Annotated in this window: 25 protein-coding genes and 1 pseudogene; 13 read left to right on the forward strand and 13 right to left on the reverse strand. The window is 70.0% G+C overall.

Features of this window, described 5'->3' with window-relative positions; all coding sequences use genetic code 11:
* Positions 1–216: 216 nt before the first annotated feature.
* The 7 genes and pseudogenes from ACFY1U_RS07720 (at position 217) to ACFY1U_RS07750 (ending at position 7,910) form a co-directional block, all read left to right on the forward strand.
* The gene (locus ACFY1U_RS07720) at positions 217–1,278 is read left to right on the forward strand and encodes a BMP family protein (RefSeq protein WP_390693201.1); all 1,062 of its coding nucleotides are present in this window, start codon (positions 217–219) and stop codon (positions 1,276–1,278) included.
* Positions 1,279–1,511: 233 nt separating this feature from the next.
* Entirely contained in the window at positions 1,512–3,026 is a 1,515-nt protein-coding gene (locus ACFY1U_RS07725; RefSeq protein WP_390693202.1) for an ABC transporter ATP-binding protein, read from the forward strand.
* Entirely contained in the window at positions 3,023–4,147 is a 1,125-nt protein-coding gene (locus ACFY1U_RS07730) for an ABC transporter permease (RefSeq protein WP_390693203.1), read from the forward strand. The genes ACFY1U_RS07725 and ACFY1U_RS07730 overlap by 4 nt, the downstream gene beginning before the upstream one ends.
* The gene (locus tag ACFY1U_RS07735; protein ID WP_390693204.1) at positions 4,147–5,433 is read left to right on the forward strand and encodes an ABC transporter permease; all 1,287 of its coding nucleotides are present in this window, start codon (positions 4,147–4,149) and stop codon (positions 5,431–5,433) included. The genes ACFY1U_RS07730 and ACFY1U_RS07735 overlap by 1 nt, the downstream gene beginning before the upstream one ends.
* Positions 5,430–5,831: a cytidine deaminase gene (locus ACFY1U_RS07740; RefSeq protein WP_390693205.1), complete on the forward strand. Its 402-nt coding sequence runs from the start codon at positions 5,430–5,432 to the stop codon at positions 5,829–5,831. The genes ACFY1U_RS07735 and ACFY1U_RS07740 overlap by 4 nt, the downstream gene beginning before the upstream one ends.
* A gap of 86 nt (positions 5,832–5,917) precedes the next feature.
* Entirely contained in the window at positions 5,918–7,195 is a 1,278-nt protein-coding gene (locus ACFY1U_RS07745; protein ID WP_390693668.1) for a thymidine phosphorylase, read from the forward strand.
* 121 nt (positions 7,196–7,316) lie between these two features.
* A pseudogene (locus ACFY1U_RS07750) lies at positions 7,317–7,910 on the forward strand (Uma2 family endonuclease).
* A 5-nt stretch (positions 7,911–7,915) separates the two neighbouring features.
* On the opposite strand, the gene ACFY1U_RS07755 reads toward ACFY1U_RS07750, so the two are convergent.
* The gene (locus ACFY1U_RS07755; protein ID WP_390693206.1) at positions 7,916–8,836 is read right to left on the reverse strand and encodes an AEC family transporter; all 921 of its coding nucleotides are present in this window, start codon (positions 8,834–8,836) and stop codon (positions 7,916–7,918) included.
* A 144-nt stretch (positions 8,837–8,980) separates the two neighbouring features.
* Here ACFY1U_RS07755 and ACFY1U_RS07760 point away from each other — a divergent pair, with 144 nt between their 5' ends.
* The gene (locus ACFY1U_RS07760; protein ID WP_390693207.1) at positions 8,981–9,367 is read left to right on the forward strand and encodes an STAS domain-containing protein; all 387 of its coding nucleotides are present in this window, start codon (positions 8,981–8,983) and stop codon (positions 9,365–9,367) included.
* On the opposite strand, the gene ACFY1U_RS07765 is transcribed toward ACFY1U_RS07760, so the two are convergent.
* Both ACFY1U_RS07765 and ACFY1U_RS07770 read right to left on the reverse strand, forming a co-directional pair.
* On the reverse strand, positions 9,251–10,255 hold the full coding sequence (locus ACFY1U_RS07765; protein ID WP_390693208.1) for a sigma-70 family RNA polymerase sigma factor: 1,005 nt from the start codon (positions 10,253–10,255) through the stop codon (positions 9,251–9,253). The two genes, ACFY1U_RS07760 and ACFY1U_RS07765, sit on opposite strands and share 117 nt — an antisense overlap.
* A 223-nt stretch (positions 10,256–10,478) precedes the next feature.
* A complete protein-coding gene (locus ACFY1U_RS07770; protein ID WP_390693209.1) occupies positions 10,479–11,774 on the reverse strand; it encodes an MFS transporter in 1,296 nt (431 codons plus the stop codon).
* Between the two features lie 63 nt (positions 11,775–11,837).
* Between ACFY1U_RS07770 and ACFY1U_RS07775 the strand changes: the two genes are divergently transcribed.
* Positions 11,838–12,800 (forward strand): LysR substrate-binding domain-containing protein, encoded by a 963-nt coding sequence (locus ACFY1U_RS07775; RefSeq protein ID WP_390693210.1) that lies wholly within the window; start codon positions 11,838–11,840, stop codon positions 12,798–12,800.
* Between the two features lie 87 nt (positions 12,801–12,887).
* Here the strand turns inward: ACFY1U_RS07775 and ACFY1U_RS07780 are convergent, their stop codons facing one another.
* A complete protein-coding gene (locus ACFY1U_RS07780) occupies positions 12,888–13,649 on the reverse strand; it encodes a prolyl oligopeptidase family serine peptidase (protein WP_390693211.1) in 762 nt (253 codons plus the stop codon).
* A 113-nt stretch (positions 13,650–13,762) separates the two neighbouring features.
* Here ACFY1U_RS07780 and ACFY1U_RS07785 point away from each other — a divergent pair, with 113 nt between their 5' ends.
* Both ACFY1U_RS07785 and ACFY1U_RS07790 read left to right on the forward strand, forming a co-directional pair.
* The gene (locus ACFY1U_RS07785; RefSeq protein WP_390693212.1) at positions 13,763–14,920 is read left to right on the forward strand and encodes an adenosine deaminase; all 1,158 of its coding nucleotides are present in this window, start codon (positions 13,763–13,765) and stop codon (positions 14,918–14,920) included.
* A gap of 139 nt (positions 14,921–15,059) precedes the next feature.
* Positions 15,060–15,410, forward strand: a complete 351-nt coding sequence (locus ACFY1U_RS07790; RefSeq protein ID WP_390693213.1) for an ATP-binding protein — start codon at positions 15,060–15,062, stop codon at positions 15,408–15,410.
* A gap of 83 nt (positions 15,411–15,493) precedes the next feature.
* On the opposite strand, the gene ACFY1U_RS07795 is transcribed toward ACFY1U_RS07790, so the two are convergent.
* The 5 genes from ACFY1U_RS07795 to afsQ1 all read right to left on the reverse strand — a co-directional run bounded on the left by ACFY1U_RS07795 (position 15,494) and on the right by afsQ1 (position 19,361).
* Entirely contained in the window at positions 15,494–15,697 is a 204-nt protein-coding gene (locus tag ACFY1U_RS07795) for a PspC domain-containing protein (protein WP_390693214.1), read from the reverse strand.
* 128 nt (positions 15,698–15,825) lie between these two features.
* Entirely contained in the window at positions 15,826–16,377 is a 552-nt protein-coding gene (locus tag ACFY1U_RS07800; RefSeq protein WP_390693215.1) for a VanZ family protein, read from the reverse strand.
* 136 nt (positions 16,378–16,513) lie between these two features.
* On the reverse strand, positions 16,514–17,125 hold the full coding sequence (locus tag ACFY1U_RS07805) for a hypothetical protein (protein WP_390693216.1): 612 nt from the start codon (positions 17,123–17,125) through the stop codon (positions 16,514–16,516).
* Entirely contained in the window at positions 17,122–18,687 is a 1,566-nt protein-coding gene (locus ACFY1U_RS07810; protein ID WP_390693217.1) for an ATP-binding protein, read from the reverse strand. The genes ACFY1U_RS07805 and ACFY1U_RS07810 overlap by 4 nt, the downstream gene beginning before the upstream one ends.
* Positions 18,684–19,361: a two-component system response regulator AfsQ1 gene (afsQ1, locus tag ACFY1U_RS07815; protein WP_390693218.1), complete on the reverse strand. Its 678-nt coding sequence runs from the start codon at positions 19,359–19,361 to the stop codon at positions 18,684–18,686. The genes ACFY1U_RS07810 and afsQ1 overlap by 4 nt, the downstream gene beginning before the upstream one ends.
* 265 nt (positions 19,362–19,626) lie before the next feature.
* Between afsQ1 and ACFY1U_RS07820 the strand changes: the two genes are divergently transcribed.
* Positions 19,627–20,370 (forward strand): SigE family RNA polymerase sigma factor, encoded by a 744-nt coding sequence (locus ACFY1U_RS07820; RefSeq protein ID WP_390693219.1) that lies wholly within the window; start codon positions 19,627–19,629, stop codon positions 20,368–20,370.
* A 181-nt stretch (positions 20,371–20,551) separates the two neighbouring features.
* Here the strand turns inward: ACFY1U_RS07820 and ACFY1U_RS07825 are convergent, their stop codons facing one another.
* Positions 20,552–21,187, reverse strand: a complete 636-nt coding sequence (locus tag ACFY1U_RS07825) for a uridine kinase (protein ID WP_390693220.1) — start codon at positions 21,185–21,187, stop codon at positions 20,552–20,554.
* Positions 21,188–21,313: 126 nt separating this feature from the next.
* Between ACFY1U_RS07825 and ACFY1U_RS07830 the strand changes: the two genes are divergently transcribed.
* Positions 21,314–21,715 (forward strand): hypothetical protein, encoded by a 402-nt coding sequence (locus tag ACFY1U_RS07830; RefSeq protein ID WP_390693221.1) that lies wholly within the window; start codon positions 21,314–21,316, stop codon positions 21,713–21,715.
* Between the two features lie 74 nt (positions 21,716–21,789).
* Here the strand turns inward: ACFY1U_RS07830 and ACFY1U_RS07835 are convergent, their stop codons facing one another.
* From ACFY1U_RS07835 to deoC, 3 genes are read right to left on the reverse strand one after another with little or no spacing between them, the layout of a single operon-like run.
* Complete coding sequence (locus tag ACFY1U_RS07835) at positions 21,790–22,710, reverse strand: aldehyde dehydrogenase family protein (protein ID WP_390693222.1); 921 nt, start codon at positions 22,708–22,710, stop codon at positions 21,790–21,792.
* Positions 22,703–24,139, reverse strand: a complete 1,437-nt coding sequence (locus tag ACFY1U_RS07840) for an aldehyde dehydrogenase family protein (protein ID WP_390693223.1) — start codon at positions 24,137–24,139, stop codon at positions 22,703–22,705. Before ACFY1U_RS07840 ends, ACFY1U_RS07835 begins: the two co-directional genes overlap by 8 nt.
* Positions 24,140–24,144: 5 nt before the next feature.
* A complete protein-coding gene (gene deoC / locus ACFY1U_RS07845; protein WP_390693669.1) occupies positions 24,145–25,104 on the reverse strand; it encodes a deoxyribose-phosphate aldolase in 960 nt (319 codons plus the stop codon).
* Between the last annotated feature and the right edge of the window lie 85 nt (positions 25,105–25,189).

A 25,189-nucleotide genomic window follows, 5' to 3' on the forward strand; every position in this document is an offset into this window, starting at 1 on the left:
ACGCATCGAAATCCGGCTGTGCGACGGGGTAAGAGTCTGAGTTCAGACAGCGTTTGCCTCGAATCGATAACGGCTTCGAGAGGGGTGTTTTTCTGACATCTACGCGCGTTACGATGCCGCGAAGCCGACGCCGCAGGGGCGTCCGGGCCCGAGCACTGGCAAGGTGCTCACGTGAAGCGCCGACAAGGCGCTCAGGTCAGGTGAAGGAGCCTTCCCGTGCGCCGGGTAGCAAAGCTTTCTGCTGCGTGTGTCGTTTCCGCAGCTCTCGCACTGACTGCCACTGCATGTGGCAGCACCTCCTCTCAGCAGGACAACTCGTCCTCCTCCGCTCCGGCCGGCGGCGGCAAGGGCATAAAGATCGGTCTGGCCTACGACGTCGGCGGCCGTGGTGACCGTTCCTTCAACGACTCCGCCGCGCGCGGTGCCGACAAGGCCGAGAAGGCGTTCGGCGGTTCCATCAAGGAACTGACCGCCAAGCCCTCCGACACCGAGGCCGACCGCGAGCAGCGCCTGACCGACCTGGCGAGCGCGGGCTACAACCCGATCGTCGCCGTCGGCTTCTCCTACGCCGCCTCGGTCGACAAGGTCGCCAAGCAGTTCCCGAAGGTCAACTTCGGTCTGATCGACTCGGTCGCGACCTCCCCGAACGTCGACAGCATCACCTTCACCGAGGAGCAGGGCTCCTACCTGGCCGGTGTCGCGGCGGCGCTGAAGACCAAGAAGGACCACGTCGGCTTCATCGGTGGTGTGGACGTCCCGCTGATCAAGAAGTTCGAGGCGGGTTACGTCCAGGGTGTCCACGACACCAAGCCCAAGGTCAAGGTCGACGTCCAGTACCTGACCCACGGCTCGGACACCTCCGGCTTCTCCAGCCCCGACAAGGGCAAGGCGGCCGCGCAGGGCATGCTCGACAACGGCGCCGACGTGATCTACTCCGCGGCCGGCTCCTCCGGCAACGGATCCATCGAGGCCGTCCACGGCGCCAAGGGCGCCTGGGCGATCGGCGTGGACTCGGACCAGTACAACATCCCGGGTCTGGCCGCCTACAAGAGCTCGATCCTGACCTCGATGGTCAAGAACGTGGACGTCGGTGTCTACGACTTCATCAAGTCCGTGCACGACAGCAAGCCGCTGACCGGCAACCAGGTCTACTCGCTCGCCAAGAACGGTGTCGGCCTGGCCACCAGCGGTGGCTTCATCGACGACATCAAGGCCCAGCTGGACGCCGCGAAGAAGAAGATCGTCGACGGCACCGTCAAGGTCAAGACCACCCCGTGACCTGACGGTTCCCGCCGAACCCCGGCTCGGCGAGGGCGCGTTCCCACAGCCCCTCGCCGAGCCATAACAATGTGTCAACTCTACGCGTGTAGCATGGAGTTGCCGCGCTAGCGTCGCCGACGCCTGCCCTCCCCTACGCAGCCCCTTTTCCCCGAGGAGAGTGCGCCATCAACGCGTCCAGCCCTCCCGCTGCCGTCGAACTGCGCGGCATCACCAAGCGATTCCCCGGTGTCGTGGCCAACAAGGACATCGACATCACCGTCCGTACCGGCACCGTCCATGCCCTGTGCGGTGAGAACGGCGCCGGCAAGTCCACCCTGATGAAGATCCTCTACGGCATGCAGCAGCCGGACGAGGGCACCATCACGGTGAACGGCGAGACGGTCACCTTCCACAACCCCGCCGACGCCATCGCCCGCGGCATCGGCATGGTGCACCAGCACTTCATGCTCGCCGACAACCTCACCGTCCTGGAGAACGTCGTCCTGGGCGCGGAGAAGCTGTACGGCATCGGCGCCAAGGCCCGTACGAAGATCAAGGAGATCTCCGACGCGTACGGCCTGAACGTGCGGCCGGACGTCCTCCTGGAGGAGCTCGGCGTCGCCGACCGCCAGCGCGTGGAGATCCTCAAGGTCCTCTACCGCGGCGCCAAGACCCTCATCCTCGACGAGCCCACCGCCGTCCTCGTGCCGCAGGAGGTCGACGCCCTCTTCGACAACCTGCGCGAGCTGAAGGCCGAGGGCCTCACGGTCATCTTCATCTCCCACAAGCTGGGCGAGGTGCTGTCCGTCGCCGACGAGATCACCGTCATCCGGCGCGGCACCACCGTCGGCACGGTCGAGCCGGCCGGCACCACCCCCAAGCAGCTCGCCGAGCTGATGGTCGGCAGCGAACTGCCCACCCCGGAGACCGAGGAGTCCACGGTCACGGACGTGCCGCTGCTGAAGCTGGACGGCCTGCGCCTGGCCCAGACCGACCTCGACGGCGTCGAGCGGATCATCCTCGACGACATCTCCTTCACCATCCACAAGGGCGAGGTCCTCGGCATCGCAGGCGTGGAGGGCAACGGCCAGTCCGAGCTGGTCGAGGCGATCATGGGCATCCGGGACCCGGACGCCGGCGTCATCAGCCTCGACGGCACCGACATCTCCCACGCCCCGACCCGCGACCGCCGCGAGGCCGGCGTCGGCTACATCCCCGAGGACCGCCACCGCCACGGCCTGCTCCTGGAAGCCCCGCTGTGGGAGAACCGCATCCTCGGCCATGTCACCGAGAGGCCCAACTCCCGCGGTCAGCTGCTCGACATCAAGGCCGCCCGCACCGACACCGAGCGCATCATCCAGGCGTACGACGTCCGCACCCCCGGCATCGACGTCACCGCCGCCTCCCTGTCCGGCGGCAACCAGCAGAAGCTGATCGTCGGCCGCGAGATGAGCCACGCGCCCAAGCTGCTGATCGCCGCCCACCCCACCCGCGGTGTGGACGTCGGCGCGCAGGCCGCGATCTGGGACCACATCCGCGAGGCCCGCCGCGAGGGCCTGGCCGTGCTGCTGATCTCCGCCGACCTGGACGAGCTCATCGGCCTGTCCGACACCCTGCGGGTGATGTACCGCGGCCGACTGGTCGCCGACGCCGACCCCGCCACCATCACCCCCGAGGAGCTGGGCTCCGCCATGACGGGTGCGGCCACCGGCCACCTGGAGCACACCGAGGACTCCGCCGAGGACCACGAGGACGACGCCCGATGAACAAGCTGACCCAACGCATCGACAAGGAGCGGCTGCTCCTCGGCATCGCGGCGCCGCTGCTGGCGATCGTCGCCGCGCTCGTCGTCACCGCCCTGGTCATCCTCGCCACCGGCAAGAACCCGGGCTCCGCCTTCAGCGACATGCTGACCTACGGCTCCGCCAGCGACAGCCAGGTCTACATCCTCAACAAGGCGACGACGTACTACCTGGCGGGTGTCTCGGTGGCCATCGGCTTCCGGATGAACCTGTTCAACATCGGCGTCGACGGCCAGTACCGGATCGCCGCGTTCTTCGCCGCGGTCCTCGGCGGCGCGCTGACCACGCCCGGCTGGATCTCCATCCCGCTGATCATCCTGTGCGCCATGGCGACCGGTGCCCTGTGGGCGGCCATCGCAGGCATCCTCAAGGTGACCCGGGGTGTCAGCGAGGTCATCTCGACGATCATGCTGAACTCGATCGCCACCGCGATCATCGCCTACCTGCTGCAGCCGGGGAAGCTCGCCGAGCTGCAGAGCGGCGGCACGGTCATCTCCACCAAGCCGCTGCCGCAGTCCTCGTACTTCTTCCAGATCGACACCGGCCCGGCGGGCGTGCTGTGGGGCTTCATCGTCATCGCCGTGGTCGTCGGCGTCGCGTACTGGTTCGTGCTCGGCCGCACCCGCTTCGGCTTCGACCTGCGCACCGTCGGCCAGTCCGAGAGCGCGGCCACGGCGAGCGGTGTCTCCGTCAAGAAGATGATCGCCACCAGCATGGTCATCTCGGGTGCGGTGGCCGGTCTGATCGGCATGCCGACCCTGCTCAACGACAGTCACCAGTTCAGCAACGACTTCCCGACCGGCATCGGCTTCACCGGTATCGCCATCGCCCTGCTCGGCCGCAACAACCCGGTCGGCATCGCGCTCGGCGCGCTCCTGTGGGGCTTCCTGGAGCGCACCACCAACCACCTCGAGTTCGAGGGGTACGACAAGGAGATCCTCGGCGTCATCCAGGGCGTCATCGTCCTGTGCGTCGTCATCGCCTACGAGCTCGTACGCCGCTACGGCCTCAAGCGCCAGCAGCAGCGGGTCGGCGCCGAGCTCGCCGCCCAGGCCGCCACGACCCAGAAGCAGGAGGTGGCGTGATGACTGCCACGATGACCGACACGCCGCCCCCCGCGGCTCCCAAGGCGGACACCGCTGGTGGCCGCTCAGGCCGCTCGTTCGGCCAGATCCTCATGATCGTCGCCGGTGCGCTGCTGCTCGTCGCCGCGGTCCGCGTCATCACCGGCTCCGATCAGCTCACCTCGGAGGGCCAGGTCTCGGCCGCCCTCGGTCTGGCGGTGCCGATCGGCCTCGCCGGTCTGGCCGGTCTGTGGTCCGAGCGGTCCGGTGTGGTCAACATCGGCCTCGAGGGCATGATGATCCTCGGCACCTTCGGCGCCGGCTGGATCGGCTGGCAGTCCAACCCGTGGCTCGGCCTGCTGTGCGGCATCGGCTTCGGTGTCCTCGGCGGCCTGGTGCACGCGGTGGCGACCATCACCTTCGGCGTCGACCACATCGTCTCCGGTGTCGCCGTCAACCTGCTCGCGCTGGGCACCACCCAGTACCTCGCCAAGCTGTTCTTCACGAACGGCAAGGCGGCCGACGCGGGCGGCAACCCCAAGCAGTCCCCGCCGGTCGGCACGCTGCCCACCTTCGACGTACCGGGCCTGTCCAGCGGGCTGCACTCCATCGAGAACCACCACTGGTTCCTGATCTCCGACCTCGCCGGCATCATCGGAGGCCTGGTCACCGACCTGTCCGTCGTGACGGTCTTCGCCGTCCTGCTGTTCGTCGGCAGCTGGTGGCTGCTGTGGCGCACCCCGTTCGGTCTGCGGCTGCGCTCCTGCGGTGAGAACCCGATTGCCGCGGAGTCCCTCGGCGTCAACGTCTACAAGTACAAGTACGCGGCCGTCGCCGTCTCCGGCGGCCTCGCCGGCCTCGGCGGCGCCTTCCTCGCACTGGTCACCTCGCACACCTACCTGGAGGGCCAGACCGGCGGCCGAGGCTACATCGGTCTCGCCGCCATGATCTTCGGCAACTGGCGGCCCGGCGGCCTCGCCATGGGCGCGGGCCTGTTCGGCTACTCCGACGCGCTGCAGCTGCGCAACGGCGGCCAGACCGTCCACGCCCTGCTGCTCCTGCTGGTGGTGCTGCTCGTGGCGATGGCGGGCTGGAAGCTGTACAAGAAGGCGCACTGGCAGGGCGGCATCAGCCTGATGGTGGGCGCGGGCGTCCTGGTCTGGTACCTGGTCACCGACGAGGTCCCGAGCGACTTCGTGGGCGCCACCCCGTACGTCGTCACCCTGCTGGTGCTGTCGCTGTCCGCGCAGCGGCTGCGGATGCCCAAGGCGGACGGCATGCGCTACCGGAAGGGCCAGGGCAAGTGACCCCGCGGGCCGCCGTCGACTGGGAGGCGCTGCGGGAGCTGGCCCGCGAGGCCATGTCCCACGCGTACGCCCCCTACTCGGGCTTCCCGGTCGGGGTCGCCGCCCTGGTCGACGACGGCCGTACGGTCACCGGCTGCAACGTCGAGAACGCCTCCTACGGCCTCGGCCTGTGCGCCGAGTGCGGGCTGGTCTCGGAGCTGCAGCGGACCGGCGGCGGGCGCCTGACGCACTTCACGTGCGTGGACGGCCGCGGCGAGATCCTCGTCCCGTGCGGCCGCTGCCGTCAGCTGTTGTACGAGTTCGGCGGCCCCGACCTGTTGCTGGAGACACCGGCGGGCATCCTGCCCCTGTCGGAGATGCTTCCCCAGGCCTTCGGCCCGGACCATCTCACCAAGTAACTCCCGTACGGCCCCTCCGGCTTGAACCCTTCGAGCGGAGGGGCCGCACACTTCCATGAACCTCGGAAGGAACGCACCCCATGGCCATGGACGCCATCTCCGTCATCCGCACCAAGCGGGACCGCGGTGAGCTCAGCGACGAGCAGATCGACTGGGTCATCGACGCGTACACCCGCGGGGAGGTCGCCGACGAGCAGATGTCCGCGCTCGCCATGGCCATCCTCCTCAACGGCATGAACCGCCGTGAGATCGCCCGCTGGACCGCAGCGATGATCGCCTCCGGCGAGCGCATGGACTTCTCGTCCCTGTCCCGCCCCACGGCCGACAAGCACTCGACGGGCGGCGTCGGCGACAAGATCACCCTCCCGCTGGCGCCCCTGGTCGCGGCCTGCGGAGCGGCCGTTCCGCAGCTGTCGGGCCGCGGCCTCGGCCACACCGGTGGCACCCTGGACAAGCTGGAGTCGATCCCCGGCTGGCGCGCGCTGCTGTCGAACGAGGAGATGCTGAACGTCCTCGACACCACCGGCGCGGTGATCTGCGCGGCGGGCGACGGACTGGCCCCCGCGGACAAGAAGCTGTACGCCCTCCGGGACGTGACCGGCACGGTCGAGGCGATCCCGCTGATCGCCTCCTCGATCATGTCCAAGAAGATCGCCGAAGGCACCGGCTCCCTGGTCCTGGACGTGAAGGTGGGCACGGGCGCCTTCATGAAGACGATCGAGGACGCGCGGGAACTCGCCTCCACGATGGTGGGTCTTGGCACGGACCACGGCGTGAAGACGGTCGCGCTGCTGACGGACATGTCGACCCCGCTGGGCCTGACGGCGGGCAACGCCCTCGAAGTCCGCGAGTCGGTCGAGGTCCTGGCGGGCGGCGGCCCGTCGGACGTGGTGGAGCTGACCATCGCCCTGGCCCGCGAAATGCTGGACGCGGCCGGCGTGAAGGACGCCGACCCGGCGAAGGCCCTGGCCGACGGCTCCGCGATGGACGTCTGGCGCCGCATGATCGCGGCCCAGGGCGGCGACCCGGACGCGCAGCTGCCGGTGGCGCGCGAGCAGCACGTCATCAAGGCCCCGTCCTCGGGCGTCCTGACCCGCCTCGACGCCTACGGCATCGGCGTCGCCGCCTGGCGCCTCGGCGCGGGCCGCGCCCGCAAGGAGGACCCGGTGCAGGCGGGCGCGGGCGTCGAGCTGCACGCCAAGCCGGGCGACATCGTGACCGAGGGCCAGCCCCTGCTGACCCTGCACACCGACACCCCTGAGCGCTTCGAGTACGCGCTGCAGGCGGTGGAGGGGTCTTACGACATCGGGGCGGCGGGGGAGCAGTTCTCGGCGTCGCCGGTGGTGCTGGAACGTATCGCCTGACCAGGCCCGCGGCCGGAGGCCGCTGAAGGGTGCGGCCCTCCTTCGGGTGAACGGGATCGGTGGACCTCCGCCGGTCCCGTTCGGCATGCTGGGGATCGGTGACGACCGATTGGAGACCGCCATGAGCGCACTCGCCGCCGAGTCCGGATCCCCTGGGGACACGGACTGGCACGAACTCGTCCGTGTCTGGGAGGAGACGGACGCTCCCGAGGGCAGCAAGGTGGAGATCATCGAAGGGATCGTCACCGTGTCGCCTCCGCCGTCCGAAGAACACAACGACACCGCTGAGCTGCTTCACTAGCTCTTGTACGGCGCACGGCCTCCCGGCTGCGACTGGGGGGTCTATCAGACTCTCGGTCTTGCATGCCCTGAGACGGGCGGCCTCTTCATGCCCGACCTGTGCGTGGTGCCGAGGGCCGCTCTGCGCCGCGGAACGCGCGTGCATGCGGGGGAAGCCGAACTCGTCGTAGAGGTTACGTCGAAGAGCAATGCGAACCACGACCGCATCAAGAAGGCGCATGGTTACGCTGTCGCCGGTGTACCTCTGTACCTCCTGCTGGATGCGTGGCAGTCGGGGCGTCCCACGGCGACGCTCTACGGAGAACCGCAGAGCGGCACCTATCGAGTCCTCGCTTCGGTGGAATATGGCGAGGAACTGACGCTGCCCGCACCCTTCAAGTTGGTCCTGGACACAGGCATCTTCCCGCTGAGCTGAGGTCCTCAGCCCAGCAGCGCCGCCACGACCACCAGCACCGGCACTGACAAAACCGTCGACACCAGGATCGAGTCCCGCGCCAACCCCTCCGCCACCCGATACCGACTGGCGTACGTGTACAGGTTCTGCGCCGCCGGAAGCGCCGACGTCACCACCACGTCGAGGAGTTGGTGGCCGTGCAGCCCGAACACCCCCGCCGCCAGCGACCAGGCAGCCACCGGCTGGCCCACCGCCTTCAGTGCGACCGACAGGAACACGGGGAACCGGTCGGCACCACGCCCCGGCATCGTGCTGCCGCACAGGGAGATGCCGAAGGCCAGCAGGACCGCCGGGACGGACATGTTGCCGATCAGGGTCAGGGGGTCCATGACGGGAGCCGGGACCTTCACGCCGAGCGCCGAGACGGCCACTCCGGCCAGTGAGCCGACCGCGATCGGGTTGCGCAGCGGCGTGAGCAGCCGGAGCCACAACGGGCCCTTCTCGCCCTTGCCGGACAGGTCCAGGACCGTCAGGGCGATCGGCGTGACCGCGATGATCTGGAACAGCAGCACCGGCGCCACCAGCGAGGCGTCGCCCAGCACATACACCGCGATCGGGATGCCGAGGTTGCCCGAGTTGACGTAACTGGAGCACAGGGCGCCGATCGTCGTACGGCCCACACTCCAGCCCCGTACGACACCGACCGCGACGAAGACACCGGCCGCTGCTGCTGTGCTCATGGCCGTCACCAGCAGCCGGCTGGAGAAGATCACCGACAGGTCGGCCCGCGCGAGCGTGGTGAACAGCAGCGCCGGGGACGCCACATGGAAGGCCAGCTTCGTGAGCACCTCGCGCCCGTGTTCGCCGAGATGCCCCTGCCGTCCGATGACGTAGCCCACCCCGATGACGACCGCGATGACCGCGAAGCCCGTCAGCACTCCCTGCACGGTGCCCCCTCGACGGGGAGGAGGCCGTCGGGTGTCCGGGGTGGTGCTGATGCTTGCGGCATACACCCAACCCTCCGGGGGAGGAGGACGGCAGGTCAATGTGATCTCGGTCGGAGGACCCACCGGGCAGGCGGATCCGCCGCGATGAGTTCCGCCCGTCCGTCCGGTCTACCGCTCGTGGATGCCATGACACCCGCCGTACTCGTGCTGCCAGGCCCCGTCACCCGTGACGAGGTGAGCGGGCTGTGCGAAGACGTACGGGCGCTGCTGGAGGCCTCCGGTGCCGGGGCCGTGGTGGTCGACGTCGCCGCCATAGGGCCGCCGGGGCTGGGTGCCGTGGATCTGCTGGCGCGGCTGGAGCTGGCCGCCCGGCGGGCCGGGGGCCGGATCCGGCTGCGCGATCCCGCCCCGTCCTTACACGCCCTCCTCGACCTGGTCGGGCTCCGCTTCGAGGTGGAGGGGCAGGCCGAACAGCGGGAACCAGCGCTGGGTGTCGAGGAAGAAGTGGAACCCGGTGAGCCCGCCGTCTGATATCTCCAGCACCTGCACCGCCCACGGGGTGAAGCCGCCCTTCTCCGGGTCCGGCTTGTACTGGGCGAATCCAGGCAGGCCGTTGACCTGGACCGGCAGCAGCCGGGAGCCCTCGCAGGCGGAGCCCAGGGTCGTCATGAAGCCCGTGATGTCGTCATGGCCCGTCAGCCACAGGTCGAACGGCGGCATCGTCATCACGGCGTCCTCGTGCAGCAACGCCGTCAGCGCGGTCATGTCGTAGCCCTCGAAGGCCGCCACATAGCGGTCCAGGAGCTTGCGCTGCTCCTCGTCGAGAGGGTCGGAGACGGCCGCGGCCGCCGCCTTGTCTCCCTGCTCGCGCTCGGCGAGCGTTGCCCGGGCCCGCTGCAGGGCGCTGTTGACCGACGCCACCGAGGTGTCGAGCAGCTCGGCGACCTCACTGGCCTTCCACGCGAGGACCTCACGCAGGATGAGCACCGCGCGCTGCTTGGCGGGCAGCTGCTGCAGGGCCGCCATGAAGGCGAGCCGCACGGACTCCTTGGCGACGGCGGCCTCCGCCGGGTCCTCGACGGTCGGCAGCACCCGGGCGTCCGGCATCGGCTCGAGCCAGGTGCTGTCCGGGCGGGGGGAGAGGGCGGCCCGGGCGAGGGGCGTCGACTCGCTCAGGTCCATCGGGCGGGCGCGCTTGTTGCCGGCGGTCAGCATGTCCAGGCAGACGTTCGTCGCGATGCGGTACAGCCAGGAGCGGAGGCTGGAGCGGCCCTCGAACTTCTCGTAACTGCGCCAGGCGCGGACCATCGTGTCCTGTACCGCGTCCTCGGCCTCGAAGGAGGAGCCGAGCATGCGGTAGCAGTAGCCGGTCAGCTCGACGCGGTGTTTCTCGAGCCTGACGTCGAGGTCTGTCGTCATGGTCCACCCACCCCTGTGGCCGTTCTGTGTCGCGCCTTTGCGCCCAGCACGTCCGAAGCTAGCGCAGGGCACTGACAATGGCGTGCCGAGCGGAGGAATGTGCAGGTGGGTGGGGGTCCCGTCGCCAGGGGGCTCCGCCCCCTGGACCCCCGATCGGCCTGAACGGCCTCGTCCTCGAACGCCGGACGGGCTGAAAAAACCAAGCCCCGTCCGGCCAGGAAAGTCAGTGCACCGGTACCGGGGCCCGTCGTGCAGCGACCCGTGCCGCCCGCGTCCCGAACACCGTGATCGTCACGACCCCCAGCACCGCCAGCAGGCCGACCAGCACCGTCCCGGCCCAGCCCCCGGCGTGGAAGGCCAGCGCCCCGATCGTGCTGCCCGCGCTCGACCCGACGTAGTACGCAGACTGGTACAGGGCGGAAGCCTGCGCACGACCCGTCGTCGCCGTCTTGCTCACCGCCGACGACGCGACCGCATGCCCGGCGAAGAACCCCGCGGTGATCAGCACCAGCCCCAGCAGCACCGGCACGAGCGACCCCGCGAGGGTCAGGGCCAGGCCCGTCGCCGTCGTACCGCCCGCCAGGTACAGCGATCCACGGCGGCCCAGCCGCCCCACCAGCCGCCCGGCGGTGGACGCGGACACCGTACCCACCAGGTACACCAGGAAGATCGACCCGATGATGCCCTGCGGCAGCGAGAACGGCGCTTCCGTCAGGCGGTAACCGATCACCGTGTACACCCCGCCGAACACCATCATGAACAGCGCACCGATCGCGTACAGCCGGCGCAGCAGCGGGTTCGACAGGTGGTCGCGGACCGTACGGGCCAGGACCCGCGGCCGCAGCGAGCCCGCCCTGAAGTGGCGCGGAGCGGGCAGCAGCAGCCGGAACGCCACCGCGCACACCACCGCGATCGCCCCGATCACACCGACCGCGACCCGCCAGCCCCACTCCTGCGCGACCCACCCGGTGATGACCCGGCCGCTCATCCCGCCGACACTGTTGCCCGCGACGAACAGCCCGATCGCCGTGACCAGCGCCTTCGGCCGGACCTCTTCGGCGAGGTACGCGGTCGCCGACGCCGGGAGCCCGGCCAGCGCAGCCCCCTGCACCGCCCGCAGCACGACCAGAGCGGGCAGCGAGGGCGCGAACGGGACCAGGAGCCCGACCGTCACCGCGACCGCCAGCGAGCCCGTCATGACCGTACGGCGCCCGAACCGCTCCGACAGCGCACTCATCGGAAGGACGAACACCGCGAGGCCACCGGTCGCCGCCGCCACGGTCCAGCTCGCCGCACTCGCCGCCACCCCGAACTCGCCGGAGATCAGCGGCAGCAGGGCCTGAGTGGAGTAGAGCAGCGCGAAGGTCGCGACCCCCGCGAGGAAGAGCGCGAAGCTCATCCGGCGGTAGCCGGGGCCGCCCGGCGTCATACGGGAATCGACGGCAGGGGCGGCAGGGACGACGGGGACAGCGGATGCGGCGCCCACGACGGTGGACGCCCCGGTACTGGCGGGAGACATGCCTCGAAGCTACGTACGGCCCTGCTCATCCGTCCAATGCATGGAATCGCCATAATCGTTCCCATGGTGCATCAGCAGAGGTCACAAGCTCGTCTGTCACCGTCCAGTGACATAAAAGACACCGAGGACATCGTTACGCTGCTCGCCCCGCGCCTCGCCCACTTCGCCGGTGTCGCCCGCACCGAGCACGTCACGCGCGCCGCCCAGGAGATGCAGGTCCCGCAGTCCACCCTCTCCCGGGCCATGGTCCGGCTGGAGCAGGACCTGGGCGTCGACCTGTTCGCCCGCCGCGGCCGCACCGTCTCCCTCACCCCGGCCGGCCGCACCTTCCTCGGCTCCGTCGAACGTGCCCTCGCCGAGATCGAGCGCGCCGCCGAGGAGGTCCGCGCCGACGCCGACCCGGCCACCGGCAAGGTCGCCTTCGGTTTCCTGCACACCATGGGTGCCGAAACGGTCCCCGGCCTCATCCACGCCTTCCGGGCCGACCACCCCCGCGTCCGCTTCAGCCTCGTCCAGAACTACGGCGAGGCGATGCTGGAGAAGCTGCGCGCGGGCGAACTCGACCTCTGTCTGACCTCCCCGGTCCCCGACGCCCCCGACCTGGTCGCCCGCCGCCTCGACGAACAGAAACTCCGGCTGGTCGTCCCCGCCGACCACCCCCTCGCGTCCCGCCGCCGCATCCGCCTGGCCGAAGCAGCGGACGAAACCTTCGTGACCCTCGAACCGGGTTACGGCATGCGCCTCATCACGGACGCCCTGTGCAGGGAGGCCGGCTTCCGGCCGAGGATCGCCTTCGAGGGGGAAGAAGCGGAGACCCTACGGGGCTTGGTGGCAGCAGGCCTCGGAGTAGCCCTCCTGCCCCCACCCGCCTTCCCGCGCCCGGGAGTTGTGGAACTCACGGTCACGGCCCCGAGAGCGGCAAGAGAAATCGGCGTCGCCTGGCTCGACGGCCACCCGGACACACCCCCCGTGGCCGCCTTCAAGAAGTTCCTGCTCTCGCGAAGGGGCAACTTGCTGCCTACGTAAGCGGCAGCGCCCTCGAAGGGGCGCGGGGAACTGCGCGACAAGCCACGTACAAGCCGCACCCCGCAACGAACCCGAACCCCCGAGCTCTCACCGGCGCAGCGACTTGCCAAAACCGGCAGCCAACGGCATCCGCAACCCCAACGGCGGCGGAGCCGCCAGCGCATCCTCCACCGGCCGCGAGAACGACCGCCCGAACAGCGCCCCCATCACGAAGTCCTCCGCCAGCGCGTGCACTTCGCTCCGGTACTGATGCAACCCATGACCGTCGGAGTGCACTTCGAACCGGCACACGTCCCGGTTCGCCTTCTTCGCCCGCGCCGCCAGCCGGAACGACAACTCGGGGTCGGTCCGCTCGTCATTCGTTCCATGAACGATCAGCACACGCCGCCCCGCCAGCTGCTTCACCGGTTCGGGCGAAGCCGCCACGTCCTCCTCGGGCAGCCAAGGCGCCATCGCCAGCACGGAGTTGACGGCCTCGTGCCCGCCCGCGCGCAGTGCGGCCCGGCCGCCCATGCCGAAGCCGGCGAGGCAGACGGGGACGTCGCCGTAGCGCCGTACGGCTTCGTCCGCGGCCCAGGAGGCGTCCTGTGCCAGATGGGCCTCGCTGCCGTTCCAGCCGCGGTAGCGGTAGTGGACGACGTGGGTGGCGAGGCCCTCCTCCCGCCCGGCGCGGGCCAGCCGGCGGCCCAGCGCGCGGACGGAGGCGGTCGCCAGCACGGGGGACGGTCTGCGGGCCGACTCCTCGTCGCCGCCGGGGAGCAGCAGAACCACTCCGCTCACCGCCGTCGGTTCCGGGCCGAGTGCCCTCCCCAGCCGGGCCCGTCGAACCGGCGTCGCTTGGTGTGCCATGACAGAACAGTGTCAGAAGCGCGGGTGTACGTGCCCCGTCCATGCGGTCACCGTTACGTATCGACAGAGTTGTACACCGCGTGATCTACGCGCGTAGGAGGTAGAGTGCGGAAATGACGAGCCAGACCATCTCGAACACCCCGACGCCGGAGCAGATCCGCCGGGCGCCGAAGGTTCTGCTGCACGACCACCTCGACGGCGGCCTCCGCCCGGGGACGATCGTCGAACTCGCCCGCGACGCGGGCTATGACCGCCTCCCCGAGACCGACTCCGGCAAGCTCGGCGTCTGGTTCCGGGAGGCCGCCGACTCCGGTTCGCTGGAGCGGTACTTGGAGACCTTCTCCCACACCGTCGGCGTGATGCAGACCCGGGACGCGCTCGTCCGGGTCGCGCGCGAGTGCGCCGAGGACCTCGCCGAGGACGGGGTCGTCTACGCCGAGGTGCGGTACGCCCCCGAGCAGCACCTGGAGGGCGGGCTGGCCCTCGAGGAGGTCGTCGAGGCCGTCAACGAGGGCTTCCGGGAAGGGGAGCGGCTCGCGCGGCAGAGCGGTCACCGGATCCGTGTGGGCGCCCTGCTGACCGCCATGCGGCACGCCGCGCGTGCCCTGGAGATCGCCGAACTCGCCAACCGCTACCGGGACTTGGGTGTGGTGGGCTTCGACATCGCGGGCGCCGAGGCCGGTTACCCGCCCACCCGGCACCTCGACGCCTTCGAGTATCTGAAGCGGGAGAACAACCACTTCACCATCCACGCCGGTGAGGCCTTCGGGCTGCCGTCCATCTGGCAGGCCCTGCAGTGGTGCGGCGCCGACCGGCTCGGGCACGGTGTGCGCATCATCGACGACATCCAGGTGCACGCCGACGGCTCGGTGAAGCTCGGGCGGCTCGCCTCGTACGTACGGGACAAGCGCATCCCGCTCGAACTGTGCCCCAGTTCCAACCTCCAGACCGGTGCCGCTCAGTCCTACGCCGAACACCCGATCGGGCTGCTGCGTCGACTGCACTTCCGTGCGACCGTGAATACGGACAATCGACTCATGTCCGGCACGAGTATGAGCCGGGAATTCGAGCACCTTGTCGACGCCTTCGGTTATTCGCTCGACGACATGCAGTGGTTCTCCGTCAATGCGATGAAATCAGCGTTCATTCCTTTCGATGAACGACTGGCGATGATCAATGACGTGATCAAGCCCGGGTATGCCGAGCTGAAGTCCGAATGGCTGTTCCAGCAAACCGCTTCCATCAGCGGTTCTGTGCCCTCGGAAGAGTAACCGGGGATATGGGGGTGTATGGAATGGGGACGGGTATTCACAACCCGTCCCCATTTCGATGTTTGCGGCGGGCGGGTGCCCGTGTTTACGGTCGAGACACCGCTCACATTTCCGCAACCCCATTTCGAGGATGCATTTCATGAAGCAGTCTGCTGCCAAGACCCTCGGTGTCGCCGCTCTGGGTGCCGCCTTCGCCGCCACGGGCGCGGGCGCCGCGAACGCGGCCCCGGCGCTCCCGGACGCCACCGGCACGCTGGGCTCCGTCACCAGCGCGCTCCCGGCGCAGAACGTCTCCCAGGCGCTGCCGGGCGCCCAGGCGGCGGTGGCCCAGGGCAAGCCCGCCCTCGAACGCGGACTGTCCTCCGTGCAGCCGTCGGCCGGTGCGCTCACCGACGGGTCCGCGCCGGTCGCCGGGCTGCTCGGCGGTCTGCCGGTGCAGTCGAGCCTGCCCACGCGCGGCCTGCCCGTGAACGGCATGCCGATCGGCTGAGGCGCCGCCTCGCGAACGCGCCGATGGGGCGCACCCCCCGCGCCCGGGGGGTGCGCCCCATCGGCGTATCTGCGAAAAGGGGCTCACCAGGCGGTGCGGGCGGCCTTCTCCTCCGAGGGCAGCAGGATCCACAGGGCTATGTAGAGCAGGAACTGCGGGCCCGGCAGCAGACAGGACAGCAGGAAGATCACGCGCATGGTGGTCGCGGAGGTGCCGAAGCGCCGCGCCAGACCGGCGCACACGCCGCCGATTATGCGGCCGTGGGTGGGGCGGACGAGGGCGGACATGTGCGGCTCCTTCGTGAGCGATGACGGTCCCCCGCTCGAGCGAAGTCGAGAGTGGGGGAGGAGGGGCTTCTGGGTGGCTTCCTCATCTGCCTTCAACGCTACGGAGACGAAGGGGGCAAAGCGTCGCTCTACGGTGCGATCCCGACCCTGGGAAACGTCGGGGTTCGACCCTGAACCGCTTCCTCCTGGCGGATGGCCGCGCTCTCCTTCCGCTCGGACCTGCGGCGGAGCCAGGAGCGGGCCGCGGGGACGACCGCAAGGTGGGCGAGGGCCACACCCACGGTGTTCAGCAGCAGCGAGTCGATGTCCGGGACCCGGCCGGGCACCCCGGTCTGCAGCAGGAGGATGCCCGCGGAGACCAGCGCGCCCGCGGCGACCGTACGGACGAAAGAGGCGAACGGGACGGCCCACAGCCTGCCGTGCGCCATCGGGAGCAGTACGCCGAGCGGTGCGAGGAGGCCGACGCCCTCGCCGATGCGGCGGACCGCCTCCGGCCGGCCCAGGGCCAGGTCGGCGCGTATCCCGGCGAACGGATGCAGGTTGGGGGGCATCACCCAGGGCACATCCAGCGGGCGCAGCGTGAGCCAGGCGACGAACGCGAGGTGTGCGACAAGGAGGACACCCCCTGTCACACGGATGCGGATCGCGGCGTTGCCGCCGATGGAGCCTTGACGCTGCACGACCCCGTAGACGCCGCGTGCGGCAGGATCGGTTCCGGCTTGCCCGGAGGTACCTGTACGAGGCCTCCGCCACACGCCCCTTTCATGGCCCGTTCACCTCCGGGGCGCCTCAGCCCCTGCGGGTCACACCCGTATGTCAGCCGCCCGTAACCGTGCTGGACGGCGGCTGCTCCGTGCCCGGGCGGGAGCGGACCTCGTCCGTGCACGCGTAGCGGCGCAGCGGCTCCTTGCCGGGGCCGCCGAGGATGACCGAGCCGTCGCCCTCGGCCGCAGCCGAGTCGGAGAACGTGCAGACGAGCTGGGCCAGCGCGAAGGACGTGAGGTCGCCGGGCGGGTTGCTCAGCCGGAGTGTGTCGTCGGGGTCGCCGGGGCGGGGGCCGCTCACGGTCATGCCGCCGCGTACGTCCGTGGTGTACCCGGCCTCCTTCTCGGCGGCCGACGGCGTCGCCGCGAGCTGGTCGAGCAGGCCCTGCGCCACCAGCACCCGCCGCTGCGAGTCCGGGGAGCCGTCCGGGACCCGTACCGTCCGGTCCACGGCGACCAGCGAGGACCCGCAGAGCAGGAACACCTGCACCGGCAGCCCGCGCGCGGCGCGTGTCGAGACGTCCGGCTCGGCCGGCGAGCACTGCACCTGGGAGGGCGCCGCCCCGAAGTCCGTGGGCACCTCGGTGGGCCGGATGCCGCAGCCGGTGATCAGCGCGGCCATGCCGACGCAAAAGGGGAACGCCAGGAGACGTCGTCCGGTCATGAGGCGTTCCCGTTCTTGCCCGTGTCCTTGTCGGACTCCTCCGTCAGCGCGGACGCGTCCCGCGGCAGCCGCAGTGTGAACACCGCACCGCCGTCGGGGGAGTTGGCGGCGGTGATCTCACCGCCGTGGATATGGGCGTTCTCCAGGGCGATGGACAGGCCCAGGCCGCTGCCCTCGGAGCGCGGGCGGGAGGCGCTCGCCTTGTAGAAGCGGTCGAAGACGTGTGGCAGGACGTCCTCGGGGATCCCCGGCCCGTGGTCCCGGACGGCGATCACGATCTCGTCGTCCTCGGGACGCACCGAGACCCGCACCGGCGACCCGCCGTGCTTGAGCGCGTTGCCGATCAGGTTGGCGAGGATCACGTCCAGGCGGCGTGGGTCGAGACGGGCGTGGATGCCGCGCTCGGCGTCCAGGTCCACCGCGTCCAGCCAGGCCCGGGCGTCTATGCAGGCGGTGATCTGGTCGGCGAGGTCGACGTCGTCCAGGACCAGCCGTGCGGTGCCCGCGTCGAAGCGGGTGACCTCCATCAGGTTCTCGACGAGGTCGTTGAGCCGCCGGGTCTCGCTGACGACCAGCCGTACGGCGGGTTCGATCATCGGGTCCATCGACCCGGAGTCCGCCTCTAGCTCCTCCTCCAGGATCTCCGTCACGGCGGTGATCGCGGTGAGCGGCGTACGGAGTTCATGACTCATGTCGGCGACGAACCGCCGGGACGCCTCGTCCCGCGCGGCCATGTCCTCGACCCGCTTCTCCAGCGCCTCCGCCGCGTAGTTGAACGTCCGTGACAGATCGGCGAGTTCGTCGGTCCCCGACACCCTGAGGCGGGTGTCCAGCTTGCCCTCGCCGAGCCTGCGTGCGGCGACCCCGAGCCGCTGCACCGGCTTGAGCACGGTCGAGGCGGCGGCCTGCGCGAGCAGCGCCGAGCCGACCAGTGCGAGCCCGGTGGCGATCCCCAGCGACCAGGCGAGGGAGTTGAGGTCCTTGGCCTCCGGCTCCAGCGACTTGAGCATGTAGCCGGTCGCCCCGCCGTTGATCACCCTCGCGCCCGCCACCAGGTACGGCGTGCCGTGGCTGACGACGCGCTGCCAGTACAGGTGGTAGGCGTACTTGTTCCCCGAGTCGACCTGCTGCTTCTTGGTCACGGCCGCGCGCAGCGACTTCGGCACGTCCTGCAGCGAGAAGCCGTCCAGGCCGCCCGAACTGCCGTAGACCGTCCTGCCGTCGGCGTCCTGCGCGACGAGCAGCACGCTGAAGCGCTGGCTGCTGTTCGCCATCTGGCCCGCGGTGTGCTGCAGTTCGTCCTGCGTGGGGTGCGCGGTCAGGGTACCGGCCCGGGTCTGCATCGCCTGCCGGAAGTCGCCGAGCACCGCGTCCTGGGTGCGGGTGAGCACGGCCTCGCGGTTGAGCCAGTACGCGATCCCGGACGCGGACACGGCCGCGGTGAGCGCCACCAGCCCGAAGACGACGACCAGGCGCAGCCGCAGACTGGTGAAACGCAGGCGTGAAAGATGTCCCTTGCGAGTCGCGGCCCAGCCGCGAACCCCCCCTTGCGCTTCGGTCACTGAGGCGTGTCCAGCCGGTAGCCCACGCCGCGCACGGTACGGATCAGCGTCGGGGACGACGGCACGTCCTCGACCTTGGCACGCAGCCGCTGGACACACGCGTCCACCAGCCGGGAGTCGCCGAGGTAGTCGTGCTCCCACACCAGCCGCAGCAGCTGCTGCCGGGACAGCGCCTGCCCGGGCCGCCGGCTCAGCTCCAGGAGCAGCCTGAGCTCGGTCGGGGTGAGCTGCAGGTCCTCGCCGTTCTTCGTCACCGTCATCGCCGCGCGGTCGATGACCAGGCTGCCGAAGCTCGCCGCGTCGGTCGACTCACGATCCCCGCGCCGCAGCACGGCCCGGATCCGGGCGTCGAGCACCCGCCCCTGGATCGGCTTGACCACGTAGTCGTCCGCGCCGGACTCCAGGCCCACGACCACATCGATGTCGTCGCTGCGCGCGGTCAGCAGAATGATCGGCAACTGGTCCGTGCGCCGGATGCGCCGGCAGACCTCGAACCCGTCGATGCCGGGCAGCATCACATCCAGCACGATCAGGTCCGGCCGCTGCTCGCGAAGGAGCTTCAGACCGTCCTCACCGGTGGCAGCGGTGGCAACCCGGTGTCCCTGGCGCGTAAGAGACAGCTCCAGGGCCGTACGGATGGCGTCGTCGTCCTCGATCAGCAACAGGGAAGGCACGCGCTCATTCTGGCCCATGGTGGGGCGGGGTTTCGACTCCTGCTGCGGACCTGTATTCCTGCGTGCCCGTACCGCTCTGCTCTGTGACCGCGCTGTGTCTTCCCTGTGGCCGACCCCTGTGACAGGTCTGTGACAGTCGGCGGACACGGCCATGAAGGTGCGAGGGCAAGCTTTTCGGCACAGGCAAGGAAGCACCGCCGAGACATCGCGGAGATCCACCGCCTGAGCAAGCCGAACACCGGAAGTCCACGACGGGGGGCGCGAGATGAACATGCTGCACAGCACCAGCACCAGCGCAGTGGTCACGCGCCTGCACGACGTGAACGGGGGCCGGGGTTCCGAGAAGTCCGGTGCCGTGAGCGGGCGGGGGTGCGCTCGCGGCACCGGGCGTCAGCACACCGCGTACATGACGGTGGTTGACACCTTCACGGGGGAAACGCACGGGGGAAGCGCGTACAGGGAGGACACGGGGGAGCGCCGTTCGCTGTCGGAGGCGGAGTTCACCGCCTACGTCCAGGAGCGCCGCGCCTCCCTGTACGCCACCGCCTACCACCTGACCGGTGACCGCTTCGAGGCCGAGGACCTGCTGCAGAGCGCGCTGTTCTCGACGTACAAGGCCTGGGACCGGATCAGCGACAAGGCCGCGGTCGGGGGCTACCTCCGCCGCACCATGACGAACCTGCACATCAGCGCGTGGCGCCGCCGCAAGCTGAACGAGTACCCGACCGAGGAGCTGCCGGAGACGCCCGGCGACACGGACGCGATGCGCGGCACGGAGCTGCGCGCGGTCCTGTGGCAGGCGCTCGCCCGCCTCCCCGAACTCCAGCGCACCATGCTGGTCCTGCGCTACTACGAGGGCCGCACGGACCCGGAGATCGCGGAGATCCTCGACATCAGTGTCGGCACGGTGAAGTCCAGCATCTGGCGGTCGCTCCGTCGGCTGCGCGAGGACGAGGTCCTCAGCTTCGGCCGTGACGAGGAGGACGCCTTCGGGGAGCTCGTCGCCTGAGGGCCGGGGGGAAGCAAGTAACGGGGGAAGTACGGGGGAGTGGTAACCGAGGGGGGACTCACGGGGGACCAACGGGGGTTCACGGGGGAAGCACCACGGGGGAACGGGGGAGAGCGGGACTGGAGGGCCGGGGGGTCCGTCCAGTCCCGCTTTTTTTGTGCTCCCGCTGTCGGGGGTGCGGTCAGCGGGTGGGGGTCGCCGCGGGGCGCCGGCCCACCGCGGCCGCGGCCAGCCGGCCGAGGGCCTCGTCCCGGTCGCAGGCGTGGGCGCCGAGGGCGGTCTGGCGGGCGATGATCGTGCGTTCCTGGCGCATCAGGCGCCAGCCGCGGCGCAGCAGGAACGGGACCGATTTGCGGCCCTCCTTGAGATCGCGCATGAAGCGGCGGCGGAAGGTGCGGACCGGGCCGCGGTTCAGACACAGGGCGTCGGCCAGCAGCCCCGACTCCCGGCAGCGCTCGACGATCTCGGCCGCGAAGATGCCCTCCGCGATGAACAGCGGGGTCCGCCCTATGTCGACGGTCTCCTCACCGGTGCGGGCCGAGAGGGAGATGTCGTAGACGGGAACCTTCGTACGGCCGGTGCGGCACAGTTCGGCGATCGCGGCGACGGCGGTGTCCGTGTCCCAGGAGTCCGGGTGGTCCCAGTCGATGTCGGAACTTCCCGCCACCAGCGGCAGCGTCGGGTCCTCGCCCTCCTTGTAGAAGTCGTCGAGGCGCAGCACGGGGAGGCCGGAGCGGGCGGCGACAAGGGACTTGCCCGAGCCCGAGGGGCCGCAGAGCAGCACGACGCGGGCGGAGGAGGGGAGATGGATGCTCACGGGACACCAGTTTGACGTATTCCGTACGCCCTGCCGACCCCGCGGGTCGGCTTTGGTGCGCGCATCACATCTCAACTACCCTTCGTGTCGACCTGATTACTCAGCGAATCCAAGGTGACTACTGCAATGGCACGACACGCTTCCCCCTCCAAGCCGCACGCCCGGCGCGCCCTGATCGCCCTCGCCACCGTCTCGGCGGCACTCGGCGCGAGCGCGGCGACGGCGTCCGCGGACTCCACTGCCGCCGTGAAGGTGCCCGTGTCGCCGGTCGCCGCGGCCGACGCGCTCGGCAAGCTCGACCCGCAGAAGAGCCTGCAGGCGCCGACCGGTCAGGTGCGGTCCGTCACCGGCTCGGTGCAGGGCCTCAGGCGCAACGCCCTCACCCGCAACACCGTCGACCCGACGGACAACCACATCGCCGGCCCGCTCTCCGGGCTGAGCTACCTCGCCGAGACGAGCCCGGTCGGTACGGTTCCGGCCGCGCTGACCACGGCCGCCATGCTGCTGGGCGGCCCTCGCCTGGTCTGAACCCGGCCGGCGCATGAGAGAGCCGCGTCTTCCCCGGACGGAGGGAGGGCGCGGCTCTCGGCTTTGCGGAGGGCTCAGTACGCCGAGCCCGACGCGCCCAGCGACCCCGTCGGGTGCCAGACCGTCTTCGTCTCCAGGAACGCCGTCATGCGGTCGATGCCCGGCGTCGCCGACCAGTCGACTTCGTCCACAGGCTGTGGACGAAGAACCCGCTTCAGGTTGTCCGCCGCCGCGATCTCCAGCTCCTTCGCCAGTACGTCGTCGGCTCCGGCCAGGTCGATGGCGTTGACGTCCTGGTGCGCGGCCAGCGGCGCCGCGATCTCCGCCGTACGGCCGGAGAGGACGTTGACCACGCCGCCGGGCAGATCGGAGGTGGCCAGGACCTCGCCCAGGGACAGGGCGGGCAGCGGGGACTCCTCGCTCGCGATCACGACCGCCGTGTTGCCGGTCGCGATCACCGGGGCGATCACCGAGACCAGGCCGAGGAAGGACGACTCCTGGGGCGCCAGGACCGCGACCACGCCCGTCGGCTCGGGCGAGGACAGGTTGAAGTACGGGCCCGCGACCGGGTTTCCGCCGCCGACGACCTGGGTGATCTTGTCGGTCCAGCCCGCGTACCAGACCCAGCGGTCGATCGCCGCGTCGACGACGACGGCCGCCTTCGACTTGGACAGCCCCTCGGAGTCGGCGACTCCGCGGACGAACTGCTCGCGGCGGCCCTCCAGCATCTCCGCGATGCGGTAGAGGATCTGACCGCGGTTGTACGCCGTCGCGCCGGACCAGCCGCCGAACGCCTTGCGGGCGGCGACCACGGCGTCACGGGCGTCCTTGCGGGACGAAAGGGGCACGTTCGCGAGCCAGTTGCCCTTTTTGTCGGTCACCTCGTACACCCGGCCGCTCTCGGAACGCGGGAACTTCCCGCCGACGTACAGCTTGTAGGTCTTGAAGACCGACAGACGGTCGAAACGCTCGGTCTTTTCGGTCTTCTCAGACATCGAGGTACGCCTCCAGGCCGTGGCGGCCGCCCTCGCGGCCGAAGCCCGACTCCTTGTAGCCGCCGAACGGCGAGGTCGGGTCGAACTTGTTGAACGTGTTGGACCAGACGACGCCCGCACGGAGCTTGTTCGCGACGGCGAGGATCCGCGAACCCTTCTCCGTCCAGATGCCCGCCGAGAGGCCGTACGGGGTGTTGTTGGCCTTGGCGACCGCCTCGTCCGGGGTGCGGAAGGTGAGGACGGACAGCACCGGGCCGAAGATCTCGTCGCGGGCGATCCGGTGCGCCTGGGTGACGTTCGTGAAGAGCGTCGGGGCGAACCAGTAGCCGGAGGACGGGATCTCGCAGGCCGGGGACCAGCGTTCGGCGCCCTCCGCCTCGCCCTGCTCGACGAGGGTGGTGATGCGGGAGAGCTGTTCCGCGGAGTTGATCGCGCCGATGTCCGTGTTCTTGTCCAGCGGGTCGCCGAGGCGGAGGGTGGACAGGCGGCGCTTGAGCGACTCCAGCAGCTCGTCCTGGATCGACTCCTGGACGAGGAGCCGGCTGCCCGCGCAGCAGACCTGGCCCTGGTTGAAGAAGATGCCGCTCACGATGCCCTCGACGGCCTGGTCGATGGGGGCGTCGTCGAAGACGATGTTGGCGCCCTTGCCGCCCAGTTCGAGGGTGAGCTTCTTGCGGGAGCCCGCGACCGTGCGGGCGATCTCCTTGCCGACCGCCGTCGAGCCCGTGAACGCGACCTTGTTGACGTCCGGGTGCGCGACGAGCGCGGCGCCCGTGTCGCCGTAGCCGGGAAGGATGTTGACGACACCCTTGGGGAGGCCGGCCTGACGGCAGATGTCCGCGAAGAACAGGGCGGACAGGGGGGTCGTCTCGGCGGGCTTGAGGACCACCGTGTTGCCGGTCGCCAGTGCCGGGGCGATCTTCCACGCCAGCATCAGAAGCGGGAAGTTCCAGGGGATGACCTGGCCGGCGACGCCCAGGGGGCGCGGGTTCGTACCGAAGCCGGCGTGCTCCAGCTTGTCGGCCCAGCCCGCGTAGTAGAAGAAGTGCGCGGCGACCAGGGGGAGGTCGGCGTCGCGGGTCTCCTTGATCGGCTTGCCGTTGTCCAGGGTTTCCAGGACCGCCAGCTCACGGCTGCGCTCCTGGATGATCCGCGCGATGCGGAACAGGTACTTGGCGCGCTCCGAGCCGGGCAGCGCCGACCACTTCTCGAAGGCCCTGCGGGCGGCCTTGACCGCGCGCTCGACGTCCTCGGAACCGGCCTGGGCGACCTCCGACAGCACCTCCTCGGTGCTCGGGGAGACCGTCTTGAAGACCTTGCCGTCGGCCGCCTCCGTGAACTCGCCGTCGATGAACAGACCGTAGGACGGCGCGATGTCGACGATCGAGCGGGACTCGGGTGCCGGGGCGTATTCGAATGCGGATGCCATGGTGATCAGTCCACCGTCACGTAGTCGGGGCCGGAGTAGCGGCCGGTGGCCAGCTTCTGACGCTGCATCAGCAGGTCGTTCAGGAGCGAGGAGGCGCCGAAGCGGAACCAGTGGTTGTCCAGCCAGTCCTCGCCCGCGGTCTCGTTGACCAGGACGAGGAACTTGATGGCGTCCTTGGAGGTGCGGATGCCGCCGGCGGGCTTCACACCGACCTGTACCCCGGTCTGCGCGCGGAAGTCGCGCACGGCCTCCAGCATCAGCAGGGTGTTGGCGGGGGTGGCGTTGACCGCGACCTTGCCCGTGGACGTCTTGATGAAGTCCGCGCCCGCCAGCATGCCGAGCCAGCTCGCGCGCCGGATGTTGTCGTACGTCGAGAGCTCGCCGGTCTCGAAGATGACCTTGAGGCGGGCCGAGGCGCCGCAGGACTCCTTCACGGCGACGATCTCGTCGTACACCTTCGTGTAGTTGCCCGCGAGGAACGCCCCGCGGTCGATGACCATGTCGATCTCGTCGGCGCCCGCGGCGACGGCCTCGCGGACGTCGGCCAGCTTCACGGCGATCGGGGCGCGGCCCGCCGGGAAGGCGGTGGCGACCGAGGCGACCTTCACGGAGGAGCCGGCGACGGCCTCCTTCGCGGCGGGCACCATGTCGGGGTACACGCAGACGGCCGCGGTCGCGGGGGTCGTGCGGTCCGTGGGGTCGGGGTGGACGGCCTTGGCGCCGAGCGCCCGGACCTTGCCCGGGGTGTCCGCGCCTTCCAGCGTCGTCAGGTCGACCATCGAGATGGCGAGGTCGATCGCGTACGCCTTCGCGGTCGTCTTGATGGAACGGGTGCCGAGCGAGGCGGCGCGCGCCTCCAGGCCGACCGCGTCGACGCCGGGCAGCCCGTGGAGGAAGCGGCGCAGCGTGCTGTCGGACGCGGCGACGTCAGCGAGAGCGTGTGCTGTGGGTGCAGTGGTGGGCATGGTCACCAGACGAGCATATCTACGCGCGTAGCGGCTTGTACACCCCCGCTGCTCATCAAGTGCGCAGGCACCACGTACGAGCATC

Origin of the sequence: Streptomyces sp. NPDC001351 (assembly GCF_042896045.1) — a bacterium.
Lineage (GTDB): Bacteria > Actinomycetota > Actinomycetes > Streptomycetales > Streptomycetaceae > Streptomyces.